Here is a 14,863-nt window from a genome sequence, read left to right on the forward strand (position 1 = left end):
GAGGCCCACGGCGACGGGCGCAACGGGGCGCGCCGGACGCACGGCGCCCCGGAACCCCATCGAGTGAGCCGGGCGCGCAAAGCGCGCAACCCGGCGCGCACTCCCACCTGACACCTGCTCACGATCACTTCATCACACCGGAGGTGAGTGAGCGTGACCCCAGCACGGCCCGTACGGTTCGCCGCGGCGGCGATGGCCACCGCCGGCGCGGTGCTCCTGTCCGCGGCACCGGCCCACCCCTTGCCCCACGCGAGCCCCGCGGCCCTCCCTTCCGCCGCGGCGGACGCCACCGAGCCCACCGACACCGCACCAGCCGCACCCGCCCCACCGGCCGCACCCAACGCGGCGTCCGGCCGGTCGGTCGGCGAACTGCTCGCCGCGCTGAAGGTGCTCTACGGCGAACGGGAACGGGCCTCCGAGGCGTACCGGCGGGCGGCGCACCAGCTGCACGAGCAGCAGAAGCGCACCGACCGGCTGGAGCGACGCCTGGCCGGCACCCGCTACCGGCTCGCCGAGGAACGCGAGATCGCCGCCCGCGTGGCACGTGCCCAGTACCGGACGGGCGCCCCGGGCCTGCCGACCGCCGTGCAGGTACTGCTCGCGGACGACCCGGTGGTCGCCCTGCGGCACGGCCACACCCTGGAGCGCGCCGCCGCCCGGCAGCAGGCCACCGTACGGGCGCTGGCCAGCGGCGAACGGCACCGGGGCGCGGTCGCGGCCCAGGCCCGTGACGCGCTCCAGCGGCAGCAGAAGCTCGCCGACCGCGCCGAGCGCAAGAGGGAGGCGTCCCGGGCCGCGATGCGCGAGGTGGAGCGGATGCTCACCTCGCTGACGCCGCAGCAGCTCGCCGCGCTCCGCGACCACGAGCGGAAGCAGGCCCGGCTCAGCCCGCCGTGACCTCGGCGAGGTAGGCCTCGGCCTTGTCGGGGGCGAAGAACCAGTTCTCGAAGTCGGCCGGGTCGTTGAACCCGTCGGCGAACCGGTCGGCGATCGGCTGCGCCTGCCCGGCCGCGCCCAGCAGGTTCAGCACGTGCTCGGGCGGCGGCGCGAGCATCGCGTTGGTCCACTTGGTGACATGCTGCGCGGTCTGCCAGTAGCGGTCGAAGGTGGCCTGCATCCAGTCCTCGTCGAACGGCTTGTCGCCGTGCTCGACGATCGCCGACAGGTAGGCGGCGGCGCACTTGGAGGCGGAGTTCGACCCCTGCCCGGTGATGGGGTCGTTGGCGACCACCACGTCCGCGACGCCGAGCACCGCACCGCCGCCGGGGAGCCGGCCGACGGGCCTGCGCACGGTGGGCGCGTAACGGCCGGCGAGCGTGCCGCCCGCGTCGGTCAGCTCGACCTTGGTCGCCCGCGCGTATTCCCAGGGGGTGAAGCGCTCCATCAGCTCCAGGGTCGTCGCCAGGTGCTCGTTCGGGTCCTTGACGCCCTGGAAGACGTCCAGCGGACCGCCCGGAATCCCTTCCCAGAAGAGGATGTCGCAGCGGCCGGAGGTGGTCAGGCAGGGCATGACGAAGAGTTCGCCGACGCCGGGGACCAGGTTGCAGCGCACCGCCTCGGTCTCCGGGTGCTCGGGCCGCGGCCCCAGCCCGGTGACGTAGGAGACGGCGAGTGCGCGCTGCGGGGCGTCGTACGGAGAGCGTGCGGCGTCGCGGGCGAACATCGACACCAGCTCGCCCTTGCCCGCGGCGACCAGCACCAGGTCGTAGCGGCGGGCGAAGAAGTCCAGGTCGGAGACGGCGGCGCCGTGGACGACGAGCTGCCCGCCCCGCTGCGCGAAGGTCTCCATCCAGCCGGCCATCTTGACGCGCTGGTCGACGGACTGGGCGTAGCCGTCCGAAAGCCGGCCGAGCCAGTCGATCGCACGGGAGCCGTCGGGGCCGGCGACGGAGACGCCGAGGCCCTCGATGCGCGGGGCCTGGCTCTCCCAGAAGCCAGCGCCGATGTCGCGCTCGTGCTGGAGCGCGGTGTGGAACATGCACTGCGTGGACATCACGCGGCCACCGCGGATCTCGTCCGCGGTGCGATTGGACATCACGGTGACCTCGTAGCCCTGGGACTGGAGGCCGAGCGCGAGCTGGAGGCCGGCCTGGCCGGCTCCGACGACGAGTATCTTCCGCATCGCGGATCTCCCTGCGTGGTGCTGTGGCGGTGGGCGAGTCGGGTGGGGCGAGTGGGCCGGGCGCCGGCGGTGCGGCCTCGGGCGGTCAGGCCGGGGTGAGGTCGAGTGCGTGGCCGACGAGGGCGAGGAGGGTCTCCTGCACCGTCTCCCGCCGCCGCGCGTCCATGACGACCACGGGAACCTCTTCGGAGACGGTCAGCGCCTCGCGCACGTCGGCCGCCTCGTACGCGTCGGTGTCCTCGAAGTGGTTGACGGCGACGACGTACGGCAGGCCGCAGCTCTCGAAGTAGTCCAGCGCCGGGAAGCAGTCCTCCAGGCGGCGGGTGTCGGCCATCACCACGGCCCCGATGGCGCCGCGCACCAGGTCGTCCCACATGAACCAGAAGCGCTGCTGCCCCGGCGTGCCGAAGAGGTACAGCACCAGGTCGGCGTCCAGGGTGATGCGGCCGAAGTCCATGGCGACCGTGGTCGTCAGCTTGTCGGGCGTCGACGCGAGGTCGTCGGTACCCTCGCTGGCTTCGGTCATCACCGCCTCGGTACGCAGCGGTTCGATCTCGGAGATCGCGCCGACGAAGGTGGTCTTGCCGACGCCGAAGCCACCCGCGACGACGATCTTCGTGGCAATCGGCGCGCGGGACAGGTCGGTCTCCCAGGCGTGACCGGCGCCCTCGGCCGGATCATGGGCGGGCATCGCGACCTCCACGGGCCTCACGTCGTGTTCAGAGCTTGCGGAGGCCACCGAGCACCCTCTCCAGCAGGGCCCGGTCGGGCCGTTCCGTACCGTGGCCGGTCCCGTGCACACGGATGCGCCCCTGGTCGGCGAGATCGCTCAGCAGCACGCGGACGACGCCCAGCGGCATCTTCAGCAGCGCGGAGATCTCCGCGACGGTGCGCATCCGGCGGCACAGTTCGACGATCGCCTGCATCTCGGGCATCACGCGGTCCCGCAGACCGCCGGAGACCAGCTCCGGACGCGCGGGCGGCGCCTCGATCGCGGCGACGAACGACTCGACGAGCAGCACGTGCCCGTACCGGGTACGGCCGCCGGTGAGGGCGTACGGGCGCACGCGCGCCGGCGCACGCCTCGGCAACGAGGGGTGGGACGTCACTTCTTCGACTCCAGCTCCATCGACTTACGCAGCTCCGTGCGGAGTTCGGGGGTCAGGACGTGTCCGGCACGTCCCACGAACAGGGCCATGTGGTAGGCCACCACGCTCATGTCGCAGTCCGGCGCGGCGTGCACGCCCAGGAGCGAGCCGTCGCTGACGGACATCACGAAGAGCGAGCCGTTCGCCATGGACACCATGGTCTGCTTCACGCCGCCGGTGTCCAGCAGCCTGGCCGCGCCGACGGTGAGCGAGCCGACACCGGACACGATGGTGGCCAGGTCTGCCGCGGCACCGCGGGGGCCCTGCGGGCGTTCGGCTTCGTCACGGGCCTGGCCGGGGGCGTCCCCGGCGGGATGCTCGGTGGCGTCCTCGGCGGGCGGGTCGCCCGTGACCGCCTCCGGGTCGGAGGACAGCAGCAGAAGGCCGTCCGAGGAGACCACGGCGACGGACTGCACGCCGGGCACCTCGTCGACGAGGTTCGCCAGCAGCCAGCGCAGGTTGCGCGCCGCGCGACTGCCGGTCGTGCCCTCGCCGCCCTTCGTGCCGGTCGTGCCGTTCGTGCCCGTCGTGGCGCTCGTGCCGTTCGTGCCCGTCGTGGCGCTCGTGCCGTTCGTGGCGGGGGCGTTCACTGCGGTGCCTCCTCTTCCGCGCCGCCCGCGTCGGCGGCGCCCTGGGCCGCGGCCTCCGCCGCGGCGTCCCGGTGCCCGTCCGCCGCCCCCCGCTGGAACCCGCCGAGCCTACGGCGCAGTTCCTCGGCGTTCGCGCCGCCGCTCGCCGCGGGGCGCACCTGCTGCTCGACCGTCACATGTCTGGGAGTGCGCTTCGGCAGCCCCTTGTCGGTGACCCCGTCCGCGGCCCTGCGGGGGTGTTCCGCGGCCGGGTGTTCGCGGGCGTCGTCCTCCCGGGGCCCGGGCACGGTGGCGGCCGGGCGGCCGCCGTCCCCGGCCGAGCGCATCCCGTCCCCGGCGTCCGCCCGCCCGTGCTCCCCGGCACCGTCCCCGTCGCTCTCCCGGGAGAACGGGCCCCGCGCCTCGTCGGCCTCCCGGCCGCCGGCGCCCGGCGTGCCCTCCGCGTCCGCACGCGTCGCCGCGTCCCCGCCGTCCGCCGGATCGATGGCGGTCGGCGACAGTGCGCCGCGCGTCGTCTCCCCGTCGGGGACGACGACGTCGTCCGCGAACCTCGCGGCGGGACCGCCGTCGTCCGGGCGCAGGGGGGCGGCGGCGTCACCGGCCCGCGCCTCCTCGCCCGCTTCGCGGGCGCCGCCGTCCGGTTCCGCACGGCCACCGGCTCGCGCCTCCGCCGCCGAACGGGCCGTCGGCGCCTCGTCGGCCGCCGGTGCCGGAGCGGGCGCGCCGGTGGCCGCGGCGCGGCGTGCGGGGAGGGTGTTGGAGTTGGCCTCGGCGACCGATCCGGGAAGGCGCTGCCCCCCGTCCGGGGTGCCCGCTCCGCTCACGCCCGGCACCGGACGGTCCGGCAGCAGCGCGTGGGGCACCACCACCACGGCGGCGACGCCACCCTGCCGCTGCTCCCGGAGCTGCACCCGCAGCCCGTGCCGTGCGGCGAGGCGAGCGACGACGTACAGGCCGTTGCCGAGGCCTTCCGGCTCGGCCCGGTCCCCCTCCTCCCCGGAGTCGCGCGTCCCGGGGGCCTCCTGCGCGGCGGGGTCGCCCAGTCGGGCGTTGAGTTCGGCGAGCCGGTCCTCGGCGACGCCGATGCCCTCGTCCTGGACGGAGAGCATGATGTCGCCCTTCTCCAGCATCCAGGCCGACAGCGTGACCTCTGCGTCGGGCGCGGAGAACGCCGTGGCGTTGTCGAGGAGTTCGGCGACGAGGTGACTGAGGTCGTCCGCGGCGAACCCGGACACCTGGGCGTGCGGCGGCAGCGCGGCGATCTGCACGCGTTCGTAGCGCTCGATCTCGCTGACGGCGGCACGCAGCACGTCCAGCAGCGGCACCGACCCGGCGTGGTGCGCGCCGACGTGCTCGGCGCCCGCGAGCAGCAGCAGGTTCTCCCCGGCGCGCCGCATCCGCGTGGCGAGGTGGTCGAGTTTGAAGAGGGTGGCGAGGTCGTCGGGGTCGGACTCCTCGGCCTCCATGGCCTCCAGGATGCCCAGCTGACGCTCGACGAGGCCGAGGGTGCGCAGCCCGAGGTGGACGAACGTGCCGTGGGACGCGCCGTGCCCGGCCTCCAGACGCGTGTGGAGGCGTTCGGCCTCCGCACGCAGCCGTTCGCGTTCGGCGGCCAGCTCGTCCCCGGCGGCGCGCAGGTCCGCGTTGTCGGCCTCCGCCTCCTTGGCCCGGGTGTGCAGGCCGGCGGCGGTCTCGCGGAGTGCGTTGAGCGAGCCGACGACCTCGGCGAACTCGTCGTTGCGGCCGTGGAAGCGCACCGGCTCCTCGGCCTCCGGCTCCTCGGCGGTGGCGAGCCGGTGCGAACCGCGCCGCAGGACGGACAGGGGGCGGGACAGCGACCGGGCCGTGTGCACACCGGCGCCGACGGCGAGCAGCAGGCAGGCGCCGACCAGGCCGACCGTCATCTCGAGCGCGACGACGTCGTCGTCCCGCTGCTGTTCCAGCCGGGCGACCTCGGCGGTGGCCAGGGAGGACTGGACGCTGCGCATCCGGTCGATGCGGGCGGAGAGCGCGGCGACGACCCTCTCGGCGTCGAGTCCCCGGTCCTTCGCGTCGAGGACCGGGTCGGCGGTGAGCTGCTCGATGTACCGCTCGGCGAGGCCGACGTCCGTGCCGGTGACCGTCTTGTCGTACGTCTCGGACGCGGTCGGACCGGCGGTCTGCTCGAAGTCGGCGAGCGCGCCCTGCTCCCGTACGCGCGCCAGGCGTGCCGCCTCGGTCAGGGTGCGGGCCGGGCCGTCGGAGGCGAACGCGCCGCGCAGCAGGCCGCGGGTGGCGGAGGCCTGGTCGACGGCGCGGCCGAGGTGCGGCAGCGACTCGGTGGTGGCGACGGCCGCGGCGGCGGTGGAGTTCGGCGCGTGGTCGCCGGGCAGGTCGCGGGCGACGTTGCGGGAGACGGTGTGCAGCTGCTGGATGACGGCGGTGTACGCCTGGTACGCGTCGTAGGCCGTGCTCTCGGAGGAGTCGAGGATCTCCTGCCGGGTCCGGGGAAGCTGTTCGAGGCTCTGCCGCACCGGCGGGGTGACCGCGTCGGAGGCGAGCAGTTCGGTGATCTGCCGGTCGACGCGGGCACGCTGGGAGTCGCTGGTGGCCTCCTGGCCGGTCGCGGTGCCGGCGGGCTCGCCGTCCGCGGGGTCGGGGGCCTCCTCGCCGCGCCCGGCGGCGACCCAGGCGACCATGTCGCCGCGCTCGTCGGACAGCGAGTGGGCGAGCGCGATGGCCTGCTGGTGGAGGCCGGCCTGCTCGACGAGTTCCTGGGACTCCGTCAGCGTCCCGGACGATTCGACGATGCCGGGGGCGCCGGCGGCGAGGACCGCGAGCGAGCAGAGCGCGACGGACGCCAGGAGCCGGTTGCGTACCCGCGTCCGCCGTGGGGGGTGTGCCGGCCGGCCGGTCCCGGAGTCGCCAGGCTTCCGCAGTCGCTTCGTCCGCACCCGTGCTCGCAATCTCGTCCTGCCCGGCCCGGGGGGCCCGGGAGGCGACAGCCAACTCGTGGGGGCACGGGTAGGGTCCCGACCCGGTCCACGACGTGACGACCCTTTCAAGGCCGTTCCGGGGTGGGTGTGGTTCCCCCTGCCGCGCCACCCGAAGGAGTGAACATCAGTCCTCAGGAGCAAACAACTCCGGTCGTCGCACGGGCGCGTGCCCGGTTTCCGCACAGGTTGGAAATCGTGGCCGGGGCCTGGCAATATGCCCGCCCGCACGTCACGGAACGATGCATTCCGGCCGTTCTCGCCGTCCGCGACGCACCGCTCGCGCGGCCCCGGCGGGGCGGGGCGGAAGCGGAGGCCGGCCTGTCGGCCGGGCCTCCGGGCGCTCGGGCAGACTGGCGGCATGCGCGTGGAGACGGCCACCGAGCCCGGCACCCCGACCCGACCCAACGAGGACCACGTTTCCCTGATCCTTCCGGCCTCCGGGCGGGGCGGCGCGTTCGTCGTCCTGGACGGCGTGACCCCGCCGGAAGGGGACGTCGGATGCGCGCACGGAGTGCCGTGGTACGTCGGCCGGCTGGGCGGCGCCGTGCTCGAACTCGCGGGCTCCCGGCGCGAGATGACACTGGCGGAATGTCTCGCAGACGCCGTCGCGCGTACCGCGCGGGCACACCGTTCAACCTGTGATCTTTCTCACCCGCGGACTCCGCAGGCGACGGTGGTCGCGGCCCGCTGGGACGAGGAGTCGGTGGAGTACCTGGTGCTGTCCGACTCGGTACTGCTGGTCGAGGGCGCGGACGGCTCGGTGCGGGCGGTGCGGGACACCCGGCTGGACGCACTGCCACCCGGGGTCACGGCGCTGCGGGAGGCCGCGCGGGCGCTGCCGTCCGGCTCGCCCGAACGCGCCACGGCAGCGGCGGAGTACGTCGCGGCCGTCGAGGCGCTGCGCAACGCACCCGACGGCACCGGGTTCCACACGGCCGCCGCCGACCCCGCGGTCGCGGCGCTGGCCGTGACCGGCACCGTGCCCCGGGACGGTGTACGGGCCCTGCTGGGCCTGACGGACGGCGCCTCGCGCTGGTCCGAGGTGTTCCGTGCCGGTGACTGGGCGGACCTGTGCGCCCTGGTGCACAAGGAGGGTCCGGCGGGACTGATCGCCCGGGTCCGTGCCGCGGAGGAGGCCGACCCCGCCGGCCGGTCCTTCCCCCGCGGCAAGCCCCACGACGACGCCACGGCGGTCCTCGTGGAGCTCCCCGACCGGTCGGACGCCTGACGTCCCCGGTCCGGAGCGGCTCAGCCCTCGGCCTGGAGGGCGTTGAAGCGGTGCAGGAGGCGGGCGAGTTCCGCGACCTCGGCCGGGTTCCACGCCGCCAGGCGGCGGGCGTACGCGGCGCGACGTGCCTGCCGCACGTGCCCGAACCGCTCCCGCCCGTCCGCGGTGAGCTGCACCAGCGAGGCGCGGCCGTCCTCCGGGTCGGGGGTGCGGCTGATCAGCTGCAGCGCCTCCAGGGCACGGAGCTGACGGCTCATCGTGCCCTTCCCGACGCCGAAGTAGGCCGCGAGGGCGGTGGCCCGCTGCGGGCCGGCGTTCTCCAGCCGCAGCAGCAGCCCGTACGCGGCGGGCTCCAGCTCCGGGTGGACCTCCCGGGCCATCTCCCCGGACGCGGCGCGGGCGCGGCGGAAGAAGACGGCCAACTCCCGTTCCAGGTCGAGGTACTCGGGGGCGAAGTCGTCCATCGGGCGGTTCCTTCAGGGTGAAAGTTTCCGCCAGGGGCGGAGATCGTCGCAGCTCCTCCAGTATTTCGCAGGGCTAGACCAACGGCAGCGCCGGTGGGGGCTTCACGGCGTGCGGTGCGGCGGCCACACTCCGGAGTGGAGTCCCCCCGGCACCAGCCGCAGAGACGGAAACGGCCCCTCCACCGGGCGGGAGGGGCCGTTTCTCTGCGTGGTGCTCTCTGCGCGTGCTCTGCGGGTCGTCCCTGCTGCCGAGCGGGCTACGCGGCGGCGAGCGCCGCGTCGGCGGAGGCGGGCGTCAGCGCCAGCCCCAGCACCTGGCGTACGTCGGAGACGGCGTGGACGTCCAGCCCGGCCAGCACCTCCTCCGGGACGTCGTCCAGGTCCGGCTCGTTCCGCTTCGGGATGATCACCGTGGTGGTCCCGGCCCGGTGCGCCGCGAGCAGCTTCTGCTTGACGCCGCCGATCGGCAGCACCCGCCCGGTCAGCGAGACCTCGCCGGTCATCGCCACGTCCGGCCGGACCTGGCGGCCGCTCAGCAGCGACGCCAGCGCCGTGGTCATGGTGACGCCCGCGCTGGGCCCGTCCTTGGGGACCGCGCCCGCCGGGACGTGCAGGTGGACGCCGCGGTCCTTGAGGTCGCCGACCGGCAGCTCCAGTTCCGCGCCGCGCGAGCGCAGGTAGGAGAGCGCGATGTGCGCGGACTCCTTCATCACGTCGCCGAGCTGCCCGGTGAGGGTGAGTCCGCCGCCGCCGGTCTCCGGGTCCGCCAGCGACGCCTCCACGTGCAGCACGTCGCCGCCCGCGCCGGTGACCGCGAGGCCGGTGGCCACGCCGGGGACGGCCGTGCGCCGCTCCGCCGGGTCCTGGGCGGACTCGGGGAGGTGGTGCGGCCGCCCGATCAGCTTCCGCAGCGCCTCCGGATCGACGGCGAACGGCAGGTCGCGGCGGCCGAGTTCGTGTTCGGCGGCGACCTTCCGCAGCACCCGGGCCACGGACCGCTCCAGGTTCCGTACGCCCGCCTCCCGGGTGTACTCGCCCGCGAGGCTGCGGAGCGCCGCGTCGTCGAAGGTCACCTCGTCGGTGCGGAGGCCGGCCCGCTCCAGCTGCCGGGGCAGCAGGTGGTCCCGGGCGATGACGACCTTCTCCTCCTCGGTGTAGCCGTCCAGCCGGACGACGTCCATCCGGTCCAGCAGCGCTTCGGGGATCGCCTCGGCCACGTTGGCCGTGGCGAGGAAGACCACGTCGGACAGGTCGAGTTCGACCTCCAGGTAGTGGTCACGGAAGGTGTGGTTCTGCGCCGGGTCCAGGACCTCCAGCAGCGCCGCCGCGGGGTCGCCTCGGAAGTCGGAGCCGACCTTGTCGATCTCGTCGAGCAGCACCACCGGATTCATCGACCCGGCCTCCTTGATCGCGCGGACGACGCGGCCCGGCAGGGCGCCCACATAGGTGCGCCGGTGGCCGCGGATCTCCGCCTCGTCCCGGACGCCGCCCAGGGCGACCCGGACGAACTTCCGGCCCATCGCGCGGGCCACGGACGCGCCGAGCGAGGTCTTGCCGACGCCGGGAGGACCGACCAGGGCGAGCACCGCCCCGCCGCGCCGCCCGCCGACGACGCCGAGTCCGCGGTCGGCGCGTCGCTTGCGCACCGCCAGGTATTCGGTGATGCGCTCCTTGACGTCCTTCAGCCCGGCGTGGTCGGCGTCGAGGACGTGCTGCGCGCCCGGCACGTCGTAGGCGTCCTCGGTGCGCGCGTTCCACGGCATCTCCAGCACCGTGTCGAGCCAGGTGCGGATCCAGCCCCCTTCGGGGCTCTGCTCGGAGGACCGCTCCAGCTTGTCGACCTCCTTCAGCGCCGCCGTGCGGACGTCCGCGGGAAGGTCGGCGGCCTCGACGCGGGCCCGGTAGTCCTCGCCCTCGTCCTCCGGGTCGCCCGCCAGCTCGGCCAGTTCCCTGCGGACCGCCTCCAGCTGGCGGCGGAGCAGGAACTCGCGCTGCTGCTTGTCGACGCCCTCCTGGACGTCCTTGGCGATCGACTCGGCGACGTCCTGCTCGGCGAGGTGCTCGCGCAGCGTCTCCAGCGCGTACCGCAGCCGTGCGACGGGGTCGGTGGTCTCCAGCAGACGGATCTTCTGGGCAGTGGTGAGGAACGGCGAGTAGCCGGCGTTGTCGGCGAGCCGGGCGGCGTCGTCGATCTGCTGCACGCGGTCGACGACCTCCCACGCGCCGCGCTTGCGCAGCCAGCTGGTGACCAGCGCCTTGTACTCCCGCATCAGCTCGGCGACGGCGCCCGGCACCGGATCGGGCGACGGTTCGCCGGCCTCGGTGCCCTCGACCCAGAGGGCGGCGCCGGGGCCGGTGGTGCCGGTGCCGATGCGCACCCGGCGCAGGCCGCGGATCAGCGCGCCCGGGTCGCCGTCGGACAGCCGGCCGACCTGCTCGACGCGGCCGAGCACGCCGACGCCGGCGTAGTCGCCGTCGATCCGCGGCACCAGCAGGACCTGCGGCTTTCTGCCGTTCTCCCCCGTGGACCGGGCGGCCGCCTGGGCGGCCTCGACCGCGGCGCGCACCTCGGGGTCCGACAGCTCCAGCGGCACCACCATGCCCGGCAGGACCACCTCGTCGTCGAGGGGCAGAACGGGCAGGGTGAGCGAAGTGGACGTCGAAGCCATGATCTCTCCCTCGTAAGAGAAGTTGAGCTATGCCCACTCAATGCGGGAAGGGCCGTGGATGTTCCAGCGGTGACGGCCTGTTCGCTCACAGCGATACGCGGGCCACGCACACCCCGTGGCCACAGCGAGTGGGGCGGATACTTCCGGCATGCCGAACCCCGCACCGCGTCGCCGCAGCCTCGTCGCCGGGCTGTTCGCCGTGATCGCCTCCACCGCCTGCGCCCCCGGCGGTCACGCCGGCCACGGCCCGGGACGCCCGGGCGGCGGGACGGAGGGGTCCGCCACCTCCCGGCCGGGCGGCGCACCCTCCCCCTCAACGCCCGCCACCGCCCCCGGTATGCCCGGCCCGCCGCTGCTGGAATGGCTGGTCACCGGCGGGTTCGCGGGCGTACGGATCCGCACCCTGCTGCACGAGGACGGCACGTACACCGTCTCGACGGGCTCACTCGGCTCCCCGGACTCTCCCGACTCCCCGCACGACGACGCCCCCGGCCGCAGCGGCCGCCTCCCCGCGCGCGACGTGGCACGCATCCGCGCACTGCTCGCCGAGGCGCGCCTGGCCGAGGGGCCCCGCCGCACCCTCGACCCGCGCCTCCGGGACGGACTCCACTACCGCATCGCCCATGGCGGCCACGTGGTCCACCGCGACGACACCACGCTCGGCGCGCCGCTGCGGAAGGTGCGGGCGCTGCTGCCGCCCCCGTCCGCCTGACCGGCGGCCCGACGTCCCGAAAAGCGGGCCACCCCGGGGGCAGGTGTCCGCGAGGATGGAGCCATGAGCCTCACCCACAGCCCCCCGCCGCCGGAGCCCGTCGTCCTGGACCGCCGCGAGGGGCCGTACGGCGAAGTGGTGCTGCGCCGGCACGGCGAGGTGCTGCAGATCATCGCCAACGGCTGCTTCCTGATGGACACCTCCGACGGCCGCTCCGAACGCGGACTGGTGCGCGCCGCACTCGCCGCGCTGGACGGCAGGCAGCGGCCGACGCTCCTCATCGGCGGCCTCGGCGTCGGCTTCTCCCTCGCCGAGGCCGCGGCCGAGCCGCGCTGGGGCGGCATCACCGTCGTCGAACGCGAACAGGCGGTCATCGACTGGCACACCGGCCGGAACGCTCCGCTCGGCCCGCTCTCCGCCGCCGCGCGCGCCGACGCCCGCACCCGGATCGTCACCGCGGACCTGACGGCGCACCTGCGCGGCACCGACGACCGGTACGACGCGCTCTGCCTGGACGTCGACAACGGCCCGGACTGGACCGTCACCGACGGCAACGACGCGCTGTACTCCCCCGCCGGGCTCGCCGCCTGCCGGGCCCGGCTGACGCCCGGCGGCGTGCTGGCCGTCTGGTCCGCCAAGCCGTCCGCGACTTTCGAAGAAAGGTTGCGAAAATCCGGATTCGCACAGGTCCGCACCGATGAGGTAGCCGTCGTCCGAGGCGTCCCCGACGTGGTGCACGTCGCAACCAATCCCTCGTAGCCGCAGGCCGTACGGGGCCCGTACGCTGCTGTCCAGCACACAGACATCACAAGCCAACGGGGCTAGGCACTGGGCGGGCGAATGGACCAGAAGAACACTCCACAGACGCACGGCGGCGGCAGCTCTCCGGCGACCACTCCCGGCGCCCAGCGCCGCATCCTGGTCGTCGAGGACGATCCGACGATCGTCGACGCGATCGCCATGCGCCTCCGCGCCGAGGGCTTCCAGGTGCAGACCGCGGGCGACGGGCCCGCGGCCGTCGACACGGCCGAGGCGTGGCAGCCGGACCTGCTGATCCTCGACGTGATGCTGCCGGGCTTCGACGGCCTGGAGGTCTGCCGTCGCGTGCAGGCGCAGCGTCCGGTGCCGGTGATGATGCTCACCGCGCGGGACGACGAGACCGACATGCTGGTCGGGCTGGGCGTCGGCGCCGACGACTACATGACCAAGCCGTTCTCCATGCGTGAGCTGGCCGCCCGGGTGCACGTCCTGCTGCGCCGGGTCGAGCGGGCCACGCTCGCCGCGCACACCCCGCGCAGCGGCACCCTGCGACTCGGCGAGCTGGAGGTCGACCACGCCCAGCGGCGGGTACGGGTGAACGGCGAGGACGTGCACCTCACGCCCACCGAGTTCGACCTGCTGGTGTGCCTGGCCCACTCGCCGCGCGCGGTGCTCTCCCGGGAGCAGCTGCTGGCCGAGGTGTGGGACTGGGCGGACGCCTCCGGCACCCGGACCGTGGACAGCCACATCAAGGCGCTGCGCCGGAAGATCGGCGCCGAGCGGATCCGCACGGTGCACGGCGTGGGGTACGCGCTGGAGACGCCCGCGCCGGCCGCCCCGGCGGCCGACGGCTCCTGACCGTGGCGACGGGGGGGCTGCGCACGGCCGTACGCGGGGCCTGGAACCGCGCCTGGCGGCGCATCTGGGCGGGGCTGCGCCCGATCGACCCCTACCGTTCGGTCAAGGCGGCGCTCGGCTGGCTGGTGATCGTCTCGGTGGCGATCACCACGCTGCTGGTGGTGTTCGCCATCAACTCGGCCACCGAGCTGCGGGTGATCACCATCCTGTCGATCATCGTCTCGCTGTTCATCACCCAGTTCGTGGCGCAGACGCTGACCAGGCCGCTGGACGAGATGACGCACGCCGCGCGCGCCATGGCGCGCGGCGACTACGGACGCCGGGTGCGCGGCGGCCGCCGGGACGAGTTCGGCGAACTGGCCGAGACCTTCAACCGGATGGCCGCCGACCTGGAGGCCGTGGACCAGCACCGCAAGGAGCTGGTGGCGAACGTGTCGCACGAGCTGCGCACGCCGATCGCGGCGCTGCGGGCCGTGCTGGAGAACGTGGTCGACGGCGTCTCGGAGGCCGATCCGGAGACGATGCGGACGGCGCTCGCCCAGACCCAGCGGCTGGGCCGGCTGGTCGACCAGCTGCTGGACCTGTCGCGGCTGGACAGCGGCGCCGTACCGCTGCACGCGCACCGGTTCGAGGTGTGGCCGTACCTGGCGGGCGTGCTCAAGGAATCGAACATGAGCAAGCGGCAGGGGCACGCGCGCAACGACGTGCACCTGCACCTGGACGTCTCGCCGCCGGAGCTGACGGCCTACGCCGACCAGGAGCGGCTGCACCAGGTCGTCGTCAACCTGATCGACAACGCGGTCAAGCACAGCCCGCCCCTGGGCCGGGTCACCGTGCGGGCGCGCGGCGGCGCGACGCCGGACAGCCTGGAGATCGAAGTGCAGGACGAGGGCCCGGGCATCCCGGAGACCGAACGCCTGCGGGTCTTCGAACGCTTCAACCGGGCGAACGCCTCCGGGGGCGGCCCCCAGAGCGGCGGGACGGACGGCGGCACGGGTCTGGGCCTGGCCATCGCGCGCTGGGCGGTGGACCTGCACGGTGGGTGGATCAGGGTGGCCGAATCCCCCCGCGGCTGCCGCATCCGCGTCACCCTCCCGGGTCCGCGACCGGCGACGGATTGACGCACGGGGCCCTCGTCCGCCGCCCGGACGGGGGCCGCGCACGGTCCGGGCCCGCCGGGAGGACGCCTCGGACAGCCACGGACGGCGGGCCCGTTGCCGCTGGGTGCATCGCAGGTCACCGTGGGTGCGGGCGCGCGCACCGGGGTCCCCTGCGGCCGTCGTGGGTTGTTACGGTCGCTCCCGAGCGCGCGCCGCGACGCCCGGAGGGGGCCCGCGG

The 14,863-nt window shown here is 74.6% G+C and carries 13 protein-coding genes; 6 read left to right on the top strand and 7 right to left on the bottom strand.

Annotated elements, in window-relative coordinates; translation table 11 throughout:
* The first annotated feature begins 153 nt into the window (after positions 1-153).
* Positions 154-897 (top strand): hypothetical protein, encoded by a 744-nt coding sequence (locus K304_RS31435; RefSeq protein WP_051308857.1) that lies wholly within the window; start codon positions 154-156, stop codon positions 895-897.
* Here the strand turns inward: K304_RS31435 and K304_RS0126000 are convergent.
* From K304_RS0126000 to K304_RS31440, 5 genes are all read right to left on the bottom strand, one after another.
* Entirely contained in the window at positions 884-2,122 is a 1,239-nt protein-coding gene (locus tag K304_RS0126000; protein WP_027766090.1) for a styrene monooxygenase/indole monooxygenase family protein, read from the bottom strand. The genes K304_RS31435 and K304_RS0126000 overlap by 14 nt on opposite strands.
* 85 nt (positions 2,123-2,207) lie before the next feature.
* Positions 2,208-2,813, bottom strand: coding sequence for a GTP-binding protein (locus K304_RS0126005; protein WP_051308886.1), 606 nt, complete (start codon positions 2,811-2,813; stop codon positions 2,208-2,210).
* Between the two features lie 28 nt (positions 2,814-2,841).
* On the bottom strand, positions 2,842-3,231 hold the full coding sequence (locus K304_RS0126010; RefSeq protein WP_027766092.1) for a DUF742 domain-containing protein: 390 nt from the start codon (positions 3,229-3,231) through the stop codon (positions 2,842-2,844).
* Entirely contained in the window at positions 3,228-3,728 is a 501-nt protein-coding gene (locus K304_RS0126015) for a roadblock/LC7 domain-containing protein (protein WP_027766093.1), read from the bottom strand. Before K304_RS0126015 ends, K304_RS0126010 begins: the two co-directional genes overlap by 4 nt.
* A 128-nt stretch (positions 3,729-3,856) precedes the next feature.
* Entirely contained in the window at positions 3,857-6,793 is a 2,937-nt protein-coding gene (locus tag K304_RS31440) for a nitrate- and nitrite sensing domain-containing protein (protein WP_051308858.1), read from the bottom strand.
* A 400-nt stretch (positions 6,794-7,193) separates the two neighbouring features.
* On the opposite strand from K304_RS31440, the gene K304_RS0126025 reads away from it, so the two are divergent.
* Positions 7,194-8,063, top strand: a complete 870-nt coding sequence (locus K304_RS0126025; RefSeq protein ID WP_027766094.1) for a protein phosphatase 2C domain-containing protein — start codon at positions 7,194-7,196, stop codon at positions 8,061-8,063.
* Between the two features lie 20 nt (positions 8,064-8,083).
* Here K304_RS0126025 and K304_RS0126030 read toward each other — a convergent pair whose 3' ends face one another.
* Positions 8,084-8,527 carry a MarR family transcriptional regulator gene (locus tag K304_RS0126030; protein WP_027766095.1) on the bottom strand — a complete coding sequence of 148 codons (444 nt, stop codon included), beginning with the start codon at positions 8,525-8,527 and terminating at the stop codon, positions 8,084-8,086.
* Between the two features lie 257 nt (positions 8,528-8,784).
* A complete protein-coding gene (gene lon / locus K304_RS0126035) occupies positions 8,785-11,196 on the bottom strand; it encodes an endopeptidase La (protein ID WP_027766096.1) in 2,412 nt (803 codons plus the stop codon).
* Positions 11,197-11,344: 148 nt separating this feature from the next.
* Here lon and K304_RS34275 point away from each other — a divergent pair, with 148 nt between their 5' ends.
* From K304_RS34275 to K304_RS31445, 4 genes are all read left to right on the top strand, one after another.
* Positions 11,345-11,908 carry a hypothetical protein gene (locus K304_RS34275; RefSeq protein ID WP_027766097.1) on the top strand — a complete coding sequence of 188 codons (564 nt, stop codon included), beginning with the start codon at positions 11,345-11,347 and terminating at the stop codon, positions 11,906-11,908.
* 63 nt (positions 11,909-11,971) lie between these two features.
* A complete protein-coding gene (locus tag K304_RS0126045) occupies positions 11,972-12,667 on the top strand; it encodes a spermidine synthase (RefSeq protein ID WP_027766098.1) in 696 nt (231 codons plus the stop codon).
* Positions 12,668-12,748: 81 nt separating this feature from the next.
* On the top strand, positions 12,749-13,525 hold the full coding sequence (locus tag K304_RS0126050) for a response regulator transcription factor (RefSeq protein ID WP_027766099.1): 777 nt from the start codon (positions 12,749-12,751) through the stop codon (positions 13,523-13,525).
* A gap of 2 nt (positions 13,526-13,527) precedes the next feature.
* A complete protein-coding gene (locus K304_RS31445; RefSeq protein WP_051308859.1) occupies positions 13,528-14,646 on the top strand; it encodes a sensor histidine kinase in 1,119 nt (372 codons plus the stop codon).
* Positions 14,647-14,863 lie beyond the last annotated feature (217 nt).

This window comes from Streptomyces sp. CNS606 (assembly GCF_000426325.1).

Excerpts from the sequence above, each read along its gene's own strand:
- K304_RS0126000 (WP_027766090.1), bottom strand. The coding sequence starts at position 2,122 with ATGCGGAAGATACTCGTCGTCGGAGCCGGCCAGGCCGGCCTCCAGCTC.
- K304_RS0126005 (WP_051308886.1), bottom strand. The coding sequence starts at position 2,813 with ATGCCCGCCCATGATCCGGCCGAGGGCGCCGGTCACGCCTGGGAGACC.
- K304_RS0126025 (WP_027766094.1), top strand. The coding sequence starts at position 7,194 with ATGCGCGTGGAGACGGCCACCGAGCCCGGCACCCCGACCCGACCCAAC.
- K304_RS0126030 (WP_027766095.1), bottom strand. The coding sequence starts at position 8,527 with ATGGACGACTTCGCCCCCGAGTACCTCGACCTGGAACGGGAGTTGGCC.
- lon (WP_027766096.1), bottom strand. The coding sequence starts at position 11,196 with ATGGCTTCGACGTCCACTTCGCTCACCCTGCCCGTTCTGCCCCTCGAC.
- K304_RS34275 (WP_027766097.1), top strand. The coding sequence starts at position 11,345 with ATGCCGAACCCCGCACCGCGTCGCCGCAGCCTCGTCGCCGGGCTGTTC.
- K304_RS0126045 (WP_027766098.1), top strand. The coding sequence starts at position 11,972 with ATGAGCCTCACCCACAGCCCCCCGCCGCCGGAGCCCGTCGTCCTGGAC.
- K304_RS0126050 (WP_027766099.1), top strand. The coding sequence starts at position 12,749 with ATGGACCAGAAGAACACTCCACAGACGCACGGCGGCGGCAGCTCTCCG.